We start from the raw sequence: 15,954 nt of genomic DNA on the forward strand, positions 1-15,954 counted from the left end.
TGGCCCCTTGTATCGCATTTCATAGGTTTGCTGCCGTGGCTTATACTGGCGGGGGCGTTTCTTGTTTTCAAGAAGAACAGGGACCTGCGTTCACTGTGGCTTTTGGTGCCGGTAGGTGTCGTTTTACTAGGCTGGAACCTGCTCAAAGCTCTGGCACATGTCCAGGGATCCGCAGGATCTTATTTTGATTCCCTTATGCAGACAGCACTTATTTCGTATGCGTTATGGTGGCTGATTCTCCGGATGATAAGCAGGTTTCAGTCATTGACAGGCTTTCTGCTATTTTTATTTACTGCTTTAATTGTTACCGCCTGCAATCTGAGCGGCGACTTATTCACTTTCATGCAAATGGGCATCACGACGACGTTCTTAGGACTTATTTTCTGGTCGTCTCATGCAATCGCGCGACTCATCTGCCGCAAATATCCTACCAGACTGAAATTCGCCCTCACCTTGGCAGTTTCTCTGCTCGTCATCAGTCTTTTATTGTGCGTTGCCTACTACACCTTGTTGATGTCCAGGTTCATGGGCTTCAGATTTGACATATTACTTGGCACATTTATGGTATCTCTTGTGGTCTCAGGCATTCTGTTCGGCGGCATCCTGCCCTTCCTTCTCATCGCCTTTTTCACGGACTTCTATTACACCCGCTTCAAAGAATTTCTAGGCGTGGAGGATAAAACATACGTCGAGCTGGCCGAAACCCAGGCTCCCGACAAAACAGAACCCGCCCAGAAATGGGTCGATCTATAAGCAAAATACTATGGTAACCGTTAAAAACGAAAGGTATCCATGAAAAAACTGTTAATTTTGATGACGGCCTTGACGCTCACGGCCCTTGTTCCAGCCGCTGAACAGGGTGGCACAGGCGAGCGTTTCTGGCTTAACTATGTCAAGTCCAGGGCTGCACAGCGGCTGCCCGGCGTTCCTGGTGTTTATTCCAGCACCAACAAGGACAAGCCCGAAGACGTAAAACTTCCTCAACTGGAAAACGTTGACTGGTCCTTTAGAACGTGGAAGCCTGACCTGGTCGATACGGAAGTACTCGTCGCCGTTGCAGGGACCGGATCTGGCTTTACTCTTTATGTTGACAGCGACCAGGACCGTGACCTTACAGACGAAGTCGCACATGAGTCCTGGCTGAACGAGTATTCATCCTGGTATTTCGGTCCCGCACAGGTCATCCTCGAAACTGCGAACGGCCCGGTTACCTATCATCTGAATATGCGTCTGAGTGCTGGCAATCGAAGTCGGCCGTACCTTTCATTAGTCACGGGCTGCTGGTACGAAGGAACCGTTGTCGTAAACGGCAAAGAGAAAAACTGCATGATCGTCGACGTGGACTCCAATGGTGTTTTCAATGATCTGAACCCCGGCGGCAGAAGCGACAGGATAGCCATCTTCGAAGACGGCACCGGCTCGCCGATCCCCTTGACGAAGTATGTCCAGGTCGACGGCGAACTCTATACACCGACGGTTGCCAGAGACGGCAGCTACATCGAGATCGCCCCGGCTCAAAACGTCCCGTACGGCTATCTGGAAGTATCCGACAACCTAAGCGAGATAATCATATCCGGGACCAATGGCTATTTCCAGCCGGACCTGGGCAAGGAACGCAAACTAAAGATCCCGGCGGGCGATTACATCGTCTCGCGCTGGTACATAAGTGACAAGGACAAGACCGGCCGCGAGTGGAGGCTCGGCCGCTACTCGAGCCAGAAGTCGGTAACGGTTGCAGAAGATGAAACCTCCGAACTCAACATAAGCTCCGACATCTATGCCTTCCTCGAAGTCTCCAGAAAAGGAAACGGGTACACCTTCAACCGCAGCATGATAGGTGCCGACGGCAAGTCTGTCGACCTGCGTATGGGCACCGGCGGCTACCCGCCAACACCCAAACTCCGCTTCCGAGACGCCTCAGGAAATTATGACAAAACCTTCAGCCTGGAATATGGGTGAGGCGGCACATGTTCGCTCTCGTGGCGAGAGCCCAAAAACGTAAAACTACCGATCATAGTAACCATCGAATCAGATACAGGTCCCTTCGACCTGAAAACAAATCCGTACTGGATAAAGAGCGATAACCGCACGATGCCCTTTGCGGGCGAGCAGATCGCGGTCAACGACATTCTTGCAGGCGACAAGTCCCTGGGCGACGCTGCAGATGCGCTTATCGCGGGCACGGACCTCAAAGACAACGACCTCGACGGGCTGAAGGAGCATTCCAAAGAATCCGAATCCATGTGGGCCAGCGATGACCCCGTAGACTCACTCACGTTTCAGCTTGAAAGCTCGCAGGAACTTGAAACGGTTTTCGTCTACAACTACAACCATCCATACCTGACCGGGTCCGGCATAAAAACCGCTGACGTTCAGGTCTGGCAGGACGGTTCGTGGAAGACCGTCAAGAAGGGCTTCGAACTCGAACCCGCCCAGGGTTCGGAAGATTATGACATGCCCTCGGTGATCGAACTCGAACCCGTCAAGACGGATAAGGTGCGTTTCGCAAACCTGATCACCTTCAATGACGCAGCACCAATCGGTCTCAGCGAAGTCGCCTTCTACAAGGTCCGCGGCCCCGAGGCGATCCTCATTTCGCCCGAGGACGACGCGAAACTTCGCGTTTCCGACAGCATAACCCTTTCCTGGGCTCCGGGCAGAAATGCCCAGCAGCACGAGATCCACATCGGCGACAGCCCGGACACCCTCGAATCGATGGGCACGCTAGAGACCGAGTCCGCCATCGTCAACGGCCTGGAACGCGGCAAGAAGTACTACTGGCGAGTCGATTCAATCGACGAACAGGACAACGCCCATGCCAGCAGAATCCGCAGCTTCCAGCTAGCCGGCGACATCGTCGGTCACTGGGTTTTCGACGGCCTTGAGGACGGCTTCGCCCCCGACGCGGTCGGCGAACGCGATGCCGAACTATCAGGCAACGCATCCATTGCCCCTGATGCGGGCAAATACTGGAGCGCCCTAAAGCTCGACGGCAAAAGCAGTGCAAAGATCCTGCCGCTCAATCTTGAATCTGACGGCGTGACCATCACCGGCTGGATCAAAGCTACCGAAAAGCCCTCAGGCGTGACAGGTCTTATGATGACCCGCGATGCGGGCACCGTCGCAGGCATAAACCTGCTCGGATCGGAATTACGCTATCACTGGGACCAGGGCAACTGGGACTGGGGTTCAGGCCTGGATATACCCACTGGCCAGTGGACCTTCGTAGCACTTGTCGTCCAGCCGCAACAGGCCACGCTCTACATGCACGACGGCAATGAAATGCAGTCATCCGTCCACATGGGCCCTCACTCCGCTGAGGAATTCTACGGCGACTTCGGTCTGGGCCTCGACCCCGGTCGAAACGATCGTTACTTTACAGGCCTTATGGACGATGTCCGCGTATACGACTACTCGCTCAAGCCCAACGAAGTCGAATCGGTTTGCAAGAACGAGTCCATGCCCTCAACCGGCGAACTCGCTGTCGTTGGCGTCGAACGTTCAAAGCTTGAACCTATGTCCGAGCAGGCCGGCGACACCGGAGAACAGTCAGCCGATGACAAAAACAACATGCTGCCCGTTCTCACCATCGTCGGCATCATCGCCGGCATAGGCATCTTCAGCGCCTTCGTCAAACGAGGCAAATCCGACTAGTACGACCACAGGCCCTTTCCTGACCACTCATCAGGAAGGGCCTCTTCTTTTCACATTTCAGAAAGGAAACAACAAATGCAGATACGCAGAATACTAACCCTCACAACTCTCGCCGTCCTTTTCACCACGGGTCTGACCACAGCCGAAACAAAAACTTTTACCTGCAAAGGCACCGTCCTCGACACCGAGAACAACCCTATCGATGGGGCCGAGGTTATAAACTATGAGATCGGAATGGATCTAGAAACACGCGCCCTCACCACTTACGGCAAAACCTCCGGTAACACCGGCCCTGATGGTGCCTTCGAATTTACTAATAACACAGAAGACGAAAAAGGCAATTCCGTCTCCGTCGCGAACATCATAGTTGCCCGAAAGGAAGGCTATTCTCTCGGCTGGCTCCAGTGGCAAGGACCCAAGGATAAAAATGAGAATATTATCCTGAAAGCCCCCAAAAACCTAGTCGGTCGCATCGTCGACGAAAACGGCAAACCCATCGAGAACGCCGACATCAGTGTGATCATCCTCGGTCCCCCAAGCGACCCCTCCATGTTTCTCATCAATCCCCAGGCAATGCCCTTCCTGCAAGACAAGACCGATTCACAGGGCAATTTCAATATTACCGGCCTGCCTTCCGAGTGCGCTGCAGATTTCAATATCAGCAAAGAAGGCTATGCCTCCATTTCCACCTTCACCGTCAATTCGGGCCAGCCGCCGCGTCCGACCTATGACGCAGGCACCGAAGAAATCGAACTCACTCTCCCACCAGAGAGCATCATCAAGGGTAAAGTCATCTCATCTGCCGACGGCTCACCTGTGCCCAACGTAAAAGTCGCAGCCGTCGAGCCGGGCTATAACATTACAAAACCTAATAATTTTGCCACCACCAATGCCGATGGCAGCTTCACGATCAAAGCACTTGCCCCCAACGATTATGAGTTGATGCTTGCCACGGACGAAGAAGCAGGATATATCGCCGATAAAACCAAACTTTCTGTCGTAAAGGCTCAGACGCTCAAAGATATTGAGATCCAGGCCTCCCAGGGCGGTCTGCTCGAAGTCAAGGTGACCGACTCCCAGACCAACGAACCCATGCCCCAGGTCTCAGTAAATCTCGCCCCGCAGTCGGGCGGCTCCATGGTGCCACTCCGTACGAACGCTGACGGCGTTGCAACCAGAAGACTCGCTCCGGGCGAATACAAGATAAATAACCTTTACATGAGCGGTATGGGATCAAAATCACCCGGTGAAACAATAACTATAAAGGAAGGCGAAACCACGAACTGGCAATATGAATTCGAAGGTCCGCCGACCGTCACTGGCACCATCACTGACCCCAGCGGCGAACCTGTCTCAGGCGCCACTGTCTTTATCAGGCCGGGCGGGTCTGATATGGACACAACCGACGAACAGGGAAAATACAGCACAAGGTTTAGCTCACATACATATAATAACACACCGAATTTCCTGATAGCAGCTCTCCCAGAGAAAAACCTCGCCGCTATCACCCAGGTCATGCGTGAAAGTCAAACCCAGGACCTGCAGCTCACAGAAGGCATCACCGCCAAATGCCGCGTTATCGACGCCGAAGGCAAACTCCTGCAAAACGCAACCGTTCGTCCCTGGATCGAATACGAACGCGGCGCGTCCAGCATGTCCGAATCTGTCATCGAAAAGGATGGCGACACCTACGTCTGGAAAGCCATTCCCGCAGACGGCGACTTCCGCTTCGATATATACGCCGACGGCTACGGAAGCATCGATGCCGACATCGATCCGGAAAAGGCCGTCGATTTCGTAGTCGATCTGGGTGACATGACCCTTCCCCTCGCAGACAAAATCGTCTCAGGCGTGGTCCTCGACGCCGACCGCGAACCTGTCGGAGGCGCACGCGTCAGATTAAGCGGCGACAATCAGCCGAGTAGTTCTCGGGTCGAGACCGGCAAAGACGGTAAATTCGAGTTCAAGGCCTGTGACGGACCGCTACGCTTGTACGCTTATACCAACATAGACAGCCGGCACCACTGGGGTGATATAAACCTCAAGCAGCCGACTGAAGATGTAGAAGTATTCATCAGTCCCAACGGGGCCCGAGGCGTGCATTTCGCCCGCAAAAAAGCTGAAGACATTTCTAACAAGCCGCTCGGCGACCTTGCCGCATTCGGCATCGACGCTCAGCCGGCCGGCAAAACCCTCGTATGCTTCTTCGACATGATGCAGCGCCCCAGCCGACACCTCGCGAAACAGCTCGCCGCCAAAGCTGATAATCTGAAACAGCAGGGCGTCAACCTGGTATTCGTCCAGTCCAGCAAAATAGACTCACAGCGCCTTACCGACTGGCTCGAGTCTCAGAAGATCGGCACCCCCGCAGGTATGATCAAATCCGACAACCCCGACGATACCCTCAAGCAGTGGGGCGTTGAAAACCTCCCCTGGCTGATCCTCACCGACACCGACAAAAATGTAACCGCCCAGGGCTTCCGCCTGACCAAACTGGACGAAAAGCTAGAATAGAGCGGACAAACTGACCTGAAACAGCCCCGGGCAAGGGTTTGCATCGCGCAGACCCTTGCCTTTTTTACTTGTTATCGAACAGCTCCGTCCTTATCCCATGCAGCTCAAGCCCGACTACTCGCCGGCCTTCTTGCTATCCTCATCGGTCCCGCTGTCGCTTTTCTCCCCGCCGCCCTTATCGAACACCGTCCCCATCTCCAGTGCCTGCGTCCCGCACTTCGTACACTCCAGGCACCGGATACACTGCGAACTGTTCGGACTCTTATCCGGCACATGCCCGTAACTGCACATACTGTGACACCGCTTGCAGCTCGTGCACTTATAATCGTCCAGCTTCATCGAAAGAATGCTGAAGCGGTTCAAAAATCCGAACATCGCCCCCAGCGGACACAGCACCCGGCACCACGGCCGAACTGTGAAAAATATCGCCCCTACGAACAGCACCACCACCGTCACCTTCAGCATGTTAGGCACGATTCCCCGCAGCAGTGCAGCCTCGAGCCCTCCAGCCGGACACCAACTACAGATAAACAGCGGATCGCTACTGCCAAAAAAATACGGTATCGCAAAAACCGTCCCGATTAGCACGACATACCGAAAATGCCCCATCCATGCCGGTATCCGCCACCTTGGCGTCTTCATCTTCGCCGCCAGATCCTGCATCAGACCGAACGGACACATCCACCCGCACACCATCGCCCCGAACAGCGCCCCGATCGCGACCACCGTTCCGATTGCCACAAACGGTATCATCTGGATCGCACTGAACTGCGCCATCACCCCGATCGGACACGCAAACGTCGACAGCGGACATGCATAGCAATGAAACACCGGACTGCAAACGCTGTGCATCCGCATCCCCATCGGATCCAGCCAGACCAGCAGAAACGCCGTCTGAAACCACATCCGCCACGGAACGATCTTCTCAAAAAACTTTCGCGACTTCGATTTCTCTGCCATGGACACCATGACTCCTTACTAGCTCGTTCACGTAGGACAGGCTTCAGGAGCTTCCTCGGCCTCCCCGTAAGTCTTTCGCAGTTTACCTTCCTCGTCTCGCTCAACTCCCCCGATCGTCACCTGCTTCACGATCACCGGCTCGGCCACAGTCGCGGGCTCACCGGCCGTCCCCTCCTTCGGAAACAGCGTCGCCGCATTTATCTCAGCACCGAAGTACCAGACCGCGGCACCGCCACCCAGCACCACCAATGCGATAAAGATCCTCAAAACTTGATTATTCATAGCCAAACCCAAATTGAAACTGTAAAAAAGCTGCTATGCCGTATTTTATCTATATCTTATACACAAAACTGTGCTTTCTGTCTACAACAATTCGTGTTATTATTGTATCGCATAGCCTGCTTTTCCGGCTGACGATCCAGTAATAAAAAATCCTGCCCCGCCTTCCCTTTGACTTATCCACCGCTCATGTGTATGCTGTTGATGAGCATTCTTTTGGGGATTGATAAATGTCGAAAGTGGATAAAATATGTAAGCCTGAATTCAGTGAACAGGCTCTGCCGGTCTTCACCGCCCGTATCTCAGCCGGGTTTCCTTCTCCAGCCGCCGACTACGAAGAGGGCAAGCTGGACCTCAATAAACACTTGATCAAGAACCCCCCAGCCACATTCTTCGTCAGGGTCACAGGCGACTCGATGGAAGGGGCCGGTATCTACGATGGGGACCTGCTGATCGTCGACCGCTCCGTCGAACCCAAGTCCGGCAAAGTGGTGATCGCCGTCCTGAACGGTGAACTGACCGTGAAACGGCTAAGGGTATATCGAGGCAAATATTCACTGATAGCCGAAAACACTAACTATCCCGATATAAAAATTTCCAGGGACATGGAATTTGAGGTGTGGGGAGTTGTTACAAATGTGATCCATCAGCTATGAGCGATATCTTTGCATTAGTTGACTGCAATAATTTCTATGCTTCCTGCGAGCGCGTCTTCCAGCCGTCTCTCAAGCACCGACCGGTTGTCGTCTTATCGAACAATGACGGCTGCATCGTGGCTCGCAGCAACGAGGCCAAGGCCTTGGGCATCGCGATGGGCACTCCTTATTTCAAGGCCGAAGACATCATCAAGAAATATAATGTTGCTGTCTTCTCTTCCAACTACGCCCTTTATGCGGACATGTCCAACCGGGTAATGCAGACACTGAGCCGGTTCACATCCGAAATGGAAATCTATTCCATAGATGAAGCGTTTCTTGCACTCGACGGCATTCAGGGAAGCCTGGACTCCTACGGAAGACAGATAAGAAGCACGGTCCTGCAATGGACAGGGCTTCCCGTCTCGGTGGGAATTGCAAGGACCAAGACACTTGCCAAGATCGCTAATCACCTCGCCAAAAAGTCCGACAAAGCAGCCGGCGTACTGGACCTGACCCAGCAAAGATATATAGACCACGCTCTCGCCAAGACCGATGTTGAAGATGTCTGGGGCGTGGGCAGAAGGATTGCTGCAAAGCTCAGGCGAGCGGGAATCACAACCGCCAGGAAATTAGCTGAATGTGATATCGACTGGGTCTTGAGAACCTTTTCGATCATGACCGTCAGAACTGTCCTGGAATTGCGAGGCCAAAAGCATTTTGGTCTTGAAGAGGTCCCGGAACCAAAAAAGAACATTACCGTATCAAGGTCCTTCGGCAAAGAAATAGAAACCGTCGAGCAACTGCAGCAGGCCCTTACCCAGTATGCGTCCAGGGCAGGCGAGAAACTCCGCTGCCAGAATCAGTACGCCCAGATCTTGACCGCCTTCGCCATGAGTAATCGCTTCGACAAAAAGAATGCCTATTACGGCTCAGCCAGTTATATATTTGACTCAGCGACAGACAGCAGCCTGGACCTGGTGGGGGCGGCTAACAAGCTGGTTGATGAAATCTACAGGGATGGGGTAAAATTCAAAAAGGCAGGAGTGATGCTGAACAAACTGGCTACCTCGAAGAATTTTCAGCGAAACCTTTTCGCAGATAGGGAGGCCATCAGCAGAGACAGACGGCTCATGCAGGTCCTTGACAGGATCAACGAACGAGGCAAGCAGGTGGCGTTTGCTTCCGAAGGAACGGTAAAGCCCTGGCAAACAAAGTTCGACCATAGATCCCCATGCTACACGACCCGCTGGGATGAATTCGTCACAGTCGTATAAAGCTTCCAAAGGGCAACAAAACGTGATGTGCCGAACAAGCGAAACATTCGCCCGGATAGCTCTAAGTTGAAGTGATTTCGAGTGTGACTGTATTCAAAAAATGGCGGAGGCGAATGGGAATCGAACCCACCCAGGACTTTCTCAGCCCAACACTGGTTTTGAAGACCAGGGGCACCACCAGGCACCAATCACCTCCGAGAGCAAGGTTCCGCGCCGACCGGCGGCGTCCGAAAACGCACTATCAGCCGAAACATCATAATCATACCAGTTTGCAGTCATAAGTCAACCCGAAAGGCCTTTTTTATGCAACTTATATATATTTATAGTTGAAACAACTCCCTTTTGCTTTATAATTCAACGCATGTTCCTATTTCGGAGACCACAAACCATGTCGAAACCCACAAAGTTGATGATGATCGCCATACTGGCCGCGACTTTAAGTGCACCGGCCTGGGCTGACTCCCGCGCGATTGACCTGAAGCCCGAAAAAATGACTTCCGCTCAGGGATTTCGCCCGGCATTTGTACGCCCCGAGCCCGCGCCCACGGAAGATCTCACGATCAATGCCGAATTTCAGGCGTCGGATCAGTTTTACTTTAATTTCACCTACGGCCCGGACGAAGATAAAATCTACTCGGCCGTACTTGACAAGCAGGGCGGTGCACGCGCAGGCGTGGGTCTGCTCTATATCGATCTCAACAACGATGAAATCCTCGATCCCGAAAAGGAGTGCATCACAGTCCTTGTCGGTGCAAGCTACGGCTCTCCTCCCGTTCATGTTCCCCTTTCAGGTTTCAAAGACGGCTCTACCCGTCATGTAGCGCTCGCCTTTAACAGTTCCAAAGTTCCTGATGGCGAATATGTCATCACGGCTCAGCTAACCTCCCTAACCCGTTTCGAGGGCACCACCGAATTCGCCGGCAAAAAAACCAAAATAGCCCTCTGTGACAACAACGGAAACGGCACATACAACGATATAAATACACGTGACGTTGCGACCAGCAATGATGTTGTCCTTGTGGACACGGACTCCGACGGCTTCTTCAACATGTCCTTCGACAGCCCCGAAATGTTCGAACTCAACCGCTATGTCAAGGTCCACTCCGATTGGTACAGCTTTGAGCCCTCGCCCGATGGTAAAACTCTTGACATCCAAACCGAAGATCCCGAAACAGGCATCGTTATCGCCCCCGACAACATCGACTACCTCGAACTCCACTCACCCAACCAGGACCTCAAACTGACCTTCACTCCTAACAACCGGCATGTCGAGGCCCTCGCCGGTGAATACAATCTCGCTGAGGTACGCTTCGCCGCCAAAGACGATAACGGCCGCCAGTGGTTTGCCCGCGCATACGACACTTCAACACAGTCCCTGAATTTCGAGGTCAAACCCGACGAAAAGATAGAGCTGCCCGACCTGCTTCCCCTCAAAGTATCCGTAGAGCCGCAATTCAAATCCAATGGCAAAGAGATCGTCTTCGAGCCCCATACGACAACCGCCAACGGCCTGCAAATTTCGGTCTTCGGCGGCGACGTGCCTTCCGTGATCCTTAAGGACCCTGACGGAAAAATCCTCGCCAAACCAAAATTCGAATATGGGTGAGGCGGTCCCATCCCGTGCTCGTGGCGAGTACCAAAAAACATAAACGGCAAGGTCACCATCGAACCCAGCTTTGACATGGGACCGTTCGAAGCAAAGGCCCAGTCCGTAAGCTTAACCATAACCGACGGCGTAGCAAAATTGTCCGACAGTGCTGATCAGGGCAGTAATAACGACGAGAATCTCGAACTGGCCGATGTCGATGAAACCGAAAAACCAAACTACGTTGTCATAATAGTCATCGGCACCATCCTGATCGTCTCAGCGGTCGTAATTCTCACCAAAAACAGAAAGGGTAAGGGCAACCCGCCGACCGAATAACCCCCGAGCGGGCTGCAATAGAGTCGCAACAAAAAGGCCTTCCGAACAAATCGGAAGGCCTTTTCCGAGCCCCTGTAACTTTATTCTGCCTTTCGCACCTGCTTATACATCATCATCGCAGGTGAGCCCCCGAACGAGACACCCATCCACGCCGCCTCGTCTATCTCCGCATCCGCAAATCCCATCTTTTTCGCTTTCGCAATATGCGTCCGCAGACATGGCTCACACCGCGTCGCCACCGACAACGCCAAGTTCATCGCCTGTTTTGTAAATGCATCCAGCCCGCCCGGTCGCGAGCTGCTCGCCAGAAATCGCATATAATCCGCCTCCGTCCCGCCGCCTTCCATCCCCCCAGCCTCAACACAACAGCACGCCTCCTCAAGGCCCTTAGCAGCTTTATTGATCTCCGCCTTCTCGGCCGGACCACCCTCAGCCGCCGCACGCTCCCCGTCCTTCTTACCTGCACTCCCGCCAGCAACCGGCATACTCCGCGATCCATTCGTCTCAAGCCGCACCTGCCCTTTGCCTTCACCCACGACCCGTCCGATCACCGTCGCCCGCTCAACTCCCCGCTCCCGCAGCGCCGTGACAAACTCCTCTGCCTTGTCCGGCGGGATTGCCACCAAAAGCCCACCCGACGTCTGCGCATCAAAACACATGTCGTGCATCTCCTCCGTCACACCCTCACCCGCTCGCACATGCCGCCCGCACGATTCCTTGTTACGCTCGATCGCCCCTGGCAGCATCCCCTCCGCCACATAATCCAGCACCCCGTCAAAGAACGGCACCTTGTCCCAAACGACTTCCACATCGACTCCGCTCCGCAACGCCAGCTCCGACAGGTGCCCCATCAGGCTGAACCCCGTCACATCCGTACACGCACTCGCTCCGAACTCCGTCATCAGCTCCGCCGCTGTCTTGTTCAACTGCGCCATCGACCGACCGATCGCCTCCACATGCTCCGCCTTCGCTCGCCCGATCTGCCCGGCAAACGCAACGATGCCCGTACCCAACGGCTTCGTCAGAATCAACACATCCCCCGCCTTCGCCGTTGAATTGCTCGCGATCCTCTCCGTCTCGATGATGCCCGTCACTGCGAACCCGGCCTTCACTTCCGGATCGTTAATGCTGTGCCCTCCGATCACCGCAACCCCAGCCTCGGCCATCTTGTCCATCCCACCGCGCAGCATCTCCGACATCGCCTTGTCCGCGATCTTCCGCACCGGAAATCCCAGCACCGACAACGCAGTCAAAGGCTTGCCGCCCATCGCATAAACATCGCTCACCGAATTTGCCGCCGCGATCTGCCCGAACAGATACGGATCGTCCACCGAAGGCGTAAACACATCCACCGTCTGCACCAGCGCACGCCCGTCCCCCAGGTCATACACCCCAGCGTCATCCCCAGCCGGAAATCCGATCAGCACATTCGGATCATCGACCGCAGGCAGCCCCTTCAGCACCTCCTTCAAAAACGCCTGATCAATCTTCGACGCACAGCCCGGCTTCTCGATCAGCTCCGTCAGCCGTACAGGCCCCGTCGGTCCGTCCAGCCGCTCGCCCGCACACAGACAAACGTTCTTCTCCTTGAACAGATCGCATGGGCAGGGCTTCTTAGGATCGCAAACACAATGCCCCAGTCGAATCGACCGCTGCATAACCCGTTTTCTTCTTTCCATATTTATCATCTTAGTTCCTTCCACCGATCTTGTTGATATTTCTCACACGCCTCGCCGCCAGCAGCGCCGCTCCCATCGCCCCCGTCTTCTGCGGCGAAGAACACACTCGCACTTCCGCACCGACCGCATCCTCGAGCGTCTCCCTCATTCCCGGTATCATCGCGACCCCGCCCGTAAACGTCACACCTCCACCGTTCACCGGCCCGCTCATCGCCGCGATCCGCTCTGCGATCGAAAACTGCACCCCCGCGATAATGTCACTCGTCTCAACCCCCTCCGCCATCAATCCCACGATCTCCGTCTCCGCGAAAACCACGCACATACTGCTTATTGCCGCCGGACTGCGGCTCTTGCTCGCCAGCTCCCCCAGCCTCTCTATAGGCACCTCCGTCCGATTTGCAACCAGCTCCAGAAACCGCCCCGTACCTGCCGCACATCGGTCATTCATGCTGAAATCATAAACCGTCCCGTCAGCCTCCAGGTGTATTACCTTGCTGTCCTGCCCGCCGATATCGATGATAACGCTCGTCTCCGGCAAATGATACGTCACGCCTGCCGCATGACACGTTATCTCCGTGATCGTCTTGTCCGCAAAATCAAGCATCCCCCGCCCATACCCCGTAGCAACCGTATATGCAATGTCGTCCATCCCGATCCCGCTCTCCTCCGCGATCCGCTCCAGCAGCAGCCTCGCAAGACGCTTCTGTTCGATCCCCTGATCGACCACCCCCTCACCCAGCACCACCATCCGCTCAGCATCCAGCAGCACCGCCTTTATCGTCCTCGATCCTGCATCAATTCCCGCACATATCATATTTGTTTTACGCTCCCAACTGTTTCCACCAGCGCCTCGATCCGAGTCCGTAAACTTTCATGATCCGCGTCGATCACCGACGGCACCTCGATCTCCAGCACTTTCAAACTCGTTCGTCTTTTCAATTCATCTCGTATTATCGTTCCCTCCATCGCGCAATGACTCGCCCCCGGCACTCGCGACACAATCACAGCTCCCGCCCCGAACTCTTCCGCATCCCGCGCGATCCTCTCAGCTCTCTGACCGCTAGACCCAACCATCGGATCCGCCATCGCCGCCCGCGCCAGCGCCTCCATCGGCTCTACGTCCTCACTGATCGCATCGATCGCATGCGTAAACAGATAATCCGTCCCGCAAAGCCTCGCCCCACAATCCTCCAGCAGATTCATCACCCGCAGATCGGCAGGGGGATTCACCCAGAACACCTTCACCGCCGACGCATCCAGCACTCCCGCTCCTCTCGCAGCTCGTTTCCTCACCAGCTCCAACAGTCCCTCCAGCACCCGCACACACATGTTCCTGTCCGAACAGTAATGTATCGCCAGCATCTCCGCCACCAGCATCTCAACCGCGCCCAGCGGACAAACTTCCGCCCCGAAAACCACCCTCCTCAATTCCCGCAGCAACCCACGCACTCTGTTCGCTTCCCGGATACTCTTCGCCAGCTCCTCCTCGTCCAGCTTCCGTCCAGCGGCCCCCTCCAGCATGCCAAGAACACCCTCCAACTGTCCCCTGACAAAATCCACCTGCTCCCGCGCAGCCCTCACCCCGCCGGGCAAACTCATCGCATCTTCCCTTTTTTCGACCTCCCGCCTGTAAGGGACCTCCCACCAATGTATCGCAAATCCCAAACCCTCAAGCCGCTGCGCTATCACCGAAAAGTCATCGCACACCGCCCCCGCACTGCACGTCAGTACATCAGGCCGCGGAAAATGCTTTCCGTTCACAAACGCCCCCAGCATCGCCCGCACCGGGCAGAACGACTCATCCATACCCAGCGAATCCGCGATTTTCAAAAGCCCCGCACTCATCTGCATTACGCACGGCGTCCACCACGCACCGTCCGGATAGAACGCGACCATCTCGTCGAACGCATACGCCAGCACCGGTACTGTCCCCAGATCCTTCATCGCCCCTACGATTATCTTCCCCTCATCCCTGTGCCGCGCGAGCCGCTCTTCCTCGCTCAACAGCATGTTCCACAGCCGCAGCGCCTCAACCGAATTGTCAAACTCCAGCTTACCCAGCCTTCTGTCCCCATCCTCAAAATAATACCCAAGCCTCCGCACCTCCCCCGCATCGATCACGCCGCTCGCGCAAAGCCGTTCATACCTCTGCTTCCATTCCCCAAGCGAAATTTTCCTCGGCCCATCCATTAACTCAACATCTCCCCAAACGCATTCAACCTCGTCACAGTATTCGCCGACGCATAACTCCCAGCCTCGTTTATCTCCAGATCGATAACCGCCACTCCTGCTGCCTCCTTTATCCGCCCGAGCTCACCGTGCCACAGATCGCACCACGTATACCGATGCAGGATAAGCCCGTCCACAGCTCCCGAGCCGCTCCACTCCCTAAGCCACTCGTACCATCCCGCGTTCGATCTCTGCCGAATGTCCAGCACCTCTACAAAATACTTCCTCACCAACCCGTCCATATCACTTTCGCAACCTCCGAACTCGCCCAACCGCACGGGCCCCATCATATCCACCAGCCGAGCCCCCGCGATCTCACCTAACATCAATCCCTCCGCCGCAATAGGCGCCCCGATCACCCCCAGCACCAGCTCTCCGCTCCCATCCTCGAACCTCGTCCGCTGTTCATCCCTGCCATCCTCCAAAACTTCATCGTCATTGGTGCTATCTTTTAGTTCCTTCAGAAACCGCTCCAGCCTCTCAACCTCCGCACCGAACATCCCCTGCGAAGCCGTTCCCCTCGTTACCGGCACGTTCAGCACGAACATCTCCCCGCCGAACTCATCCCTCATCGCCTCAAAACAACGTCGCACCTGGTCGCACGTACCCGCCCCCACAAACGCGTCCAGATCATCCCTCCCCAACAGACTCGCAACCGTTCCAGCCGCATACGGACACATTCCCTCTCTCAGCCTCAAGCACTCCGCACCGCCCGCCATGCTGGGCCTTACGAATTTCGCCTCATGCCCCGCCGCCTCGATTAGTTCGACCGGCACATACCCCGATGTATAACCAACCACCGC

General features: G+C 55.1%; 14 protein-coding genes and 1 tRNA gene. 8 read left to right on the forward strand and 7 right to left on the reverse strand.

What is annotated here, in order from left to right:
* The first annotated feature begins 195 nt into the window (after nucleotides 1-195).
* The 4 genes from STSP2_RS06520 (at nucleotide 196) to STSP2_RS06535 (ending at nucleotide 6,168) form a co-directional block, all read left to right on the forward strand.
* A complete protein-coding gene (locus STSP2_RS06520) occupies nucleotides 196-753 on the forward strand; it encodes a hypothetical protein (protein ID WP_205848018.1) in 558 nt (185 codons plus the stop codon).
* Nucleotides 754-792: 39 nt separating this feature from the next.
* Entirely contained in the window at nucleotides 793-1,959 is a 1,167-nt protein-coding gene (locus STSP2_RS06525; protein WP_146660990.1) for a hypothetical protein, read from the forward strand.
* 132 nt (nucleotides 1,960-2,091) lie between these two features.
* The gene (locus tag STSP2_RS06530) at nucleotides 2,092-3,654 is read left to right on the forward strand and encodes a LamG-like jellyroll fold domain-containing protein (protein ID WP_146660992.1); all 1,563 of its coding nucleotides are present in this window, start codon (nucleotides 2,092-2,094) and stop codon (nucleotides 3,652-3,654) included.
* 75 nt (nucleotides 3,655-3,729) lie between these two features.
* Nucleotides 3,730-6,168: a carboxypeptidase-like regulatory domain-containing protein gene (locus STSP2_RS06535; protein ID WP_146660994.1), complete on the forward strand. Its 2,439-nt coding sequence runs from the start codon at nucleotides 3,730-3,732 to the stop codon at nucleotides 6,166-6,168.
* Between the two features lie 114 nt (nucleotides 6,169-6,282).
* On the opposite strand, the gene STSP2_RS06540 is transcribed toward STSP2_RS06535, so the two are convergent.
* On the reverse strand, nucleotides 6,283-7,128 hold the full coding sequence (locus tag STSP2_RS06540; protein ID WP_169853040.1) for a 4Fe-4S binding protein: 846 nt from the start codon (nucleotides 7,126-7,128) through the stop codon (nucleotides 6,283-6,285).
* A 27-nt stretch (nucleotides 7,129-7,155) separates the two neighbouring features.
* Complete coding sequence (locus STSP2_RS06545) at nucleotides 7,156-7,410, reverse strand: hypothetical protein (RefSeq protein WP_146660998.1); 255 nt, start codon at nucleotides 7,408-7,410, stop codon at nucleotides 7,156-7,158.
* Between the two features lie 227 nt (nucleotides 7,411-7,637).
* Here STSP2_RS06545 and STSP2_RS06550 point away from each other — a divergent pair, with 227 nt between their 5' ends.
* Both STSP2_RS06550 and STSP2_RS06555 read left to right on the forward strand, forming a co-directional pair.
* Complete coding sequence (locus tag STSP2_RS06550) at nucleotides 7,638-8,063, forward strand: LexA family protein (protein WP_146660999.1); 426 nt, start codon at nucleotides 7,638-7,640, stop codon at nucleotides 8,061-8,063.
* Nucleotides 8,060-9,319 carry a Y-family DNA polymerase gene (locus STSP2_RS06555; protein ID WP_146661001.1) on the forward strand — a complete coding sequence of 420 codons (1,260 nt, stop codon included), beginning with the start codon at nucleotides 8,060-8,062 and terminating at the stop codon, nucleotides 9,317-9,319. The genes STSP2_RS06550 and STSP2_RS06555 overlap by 4 nt, the downstream gene beginning before the upstream one ends.
* Before the next feature lie 101 nt (nucleotides 9,320-9,420).
* Here STSP2_RS06555 and STSP2_RS06560 read toward each other — a convergent pair.
* Nucleotides 9,421-9,515: transfer RNA gene (locus STSP2_RS06560), tRNA-Sec, on the reverse strand.
* A 192-nt stretch (nucleotides 9,516-9,707) separates the two neighbouring features.
* Between STSP2_RS06560 and STSP2_RS06565 the strand changes: the two genes are divergently transcribed.
* Both STSP2_RS06565 and STSP2_RS06570 read left to right on the forward strand, forming a co-directional pair.
* Nucleotides 9,708-10,925, forward strand: coding sequence for a hypothetical protein (locus STSP2_RS06565; RefSeq protein ID WP_146661003.1), 1,218 nt, complete (start codon nucleotides 9,708-9,710; stop codon nucleotides 10,923-10,925).
* Between the two features lie 75 nt (nucleotides 10,926-11,000).
* Nucleotides 11,001-11,243 (forward strand): hypothetical protein, encoded by a 243-nt coding sequence (locus tag STSP2_RS06570; protein ID WP_146661006.1) that lies wholly within the window; start codon nucleotides 11,001-11,003, stop codon nucleotides 11,241-11,243.
* 80 nt (nucleotides 11,244-11,323) lie between these two features.
* Here STSP2_RS06570 and selD read toward each other — a convergent pair whose 3' ends face one another.
* Genes selD through STSP2_RS06590 form a run of 4 tightly spaced genes read right to left on the reverse strand, consistent with a single transcriptional unit; the run spans nucleotide 11,324 to nucleotide 15,951 of the window.
* Nucleotides 11,324-12,922 carry a selenide, water dikinase SelD gene (gene selD, locus STSP2_RS06575; protein ID WP_169853042.1) on the reverse strand — a complete coding sequence of 533 codons (1,599 nt, stop codon included), beginning with the start codon at nucleotides 12,920-12,922 and terminating at the stop codon, nucleotides 11,324-11,326.
* A gap of 10 nt (nucleotides 12,923-12,932) precedes the next feature.
* On the reverse strand, nucleotides 12,933-13,736 hold the full coding sequence (locus tag STSP2_RS06580) for an acyl-CoA dehydratase activase (protein WP_146661010.1): 804 nt from the start codon (nucleotides 13,734-13,736) through the stop codon (nucleotides 12,933-12,935).
* Nucleotides 13,733-15,112, reverse strand: a complete 1,380-nt coding sequence (locus tag STSP2_RS06585) for a 2-hydroxyacyl-CoA dehydratase family protein (RefSeq protein ID WP_146661012.1) — start codon at nucleotides 15,110-15,112, stop codon at nucleotides 13,733-13,735. Before STSP2_RS06585 ends, STSP2_RS06580 begins: the two co-directional genes overlap by 4 nt.
* Entirely contained in the window at nucleotides 15,112-15,951 is an 840-nt protein-coding gene (locus tag STSP2_RS06590) for a 2-hydroxyacyl-CoA dehydratase family protein (RefSeq protein WP_236782747.1), read from the reverse strand. The genes STSP2_RS06585 and STSP2_RS06590 overlap by 1 nt, the downstream gene beginning before the upstream one ends.
* Between the last annotated feature and the right edge of the window lie 3 nt (nucleotides 15,952-15,954).

Source organism: Anaerohalosphaera lusitana (assembly GCF_002007645.1).
Taxonomy (GTDB): domain Bacteria; phylum Planctomycetota; class Phycisphaerae; order Sedimentisphaerales; family Anaerohalosphaeraceae; genus Anaerohalosphaera; species Anaerohalosphaera lusitana.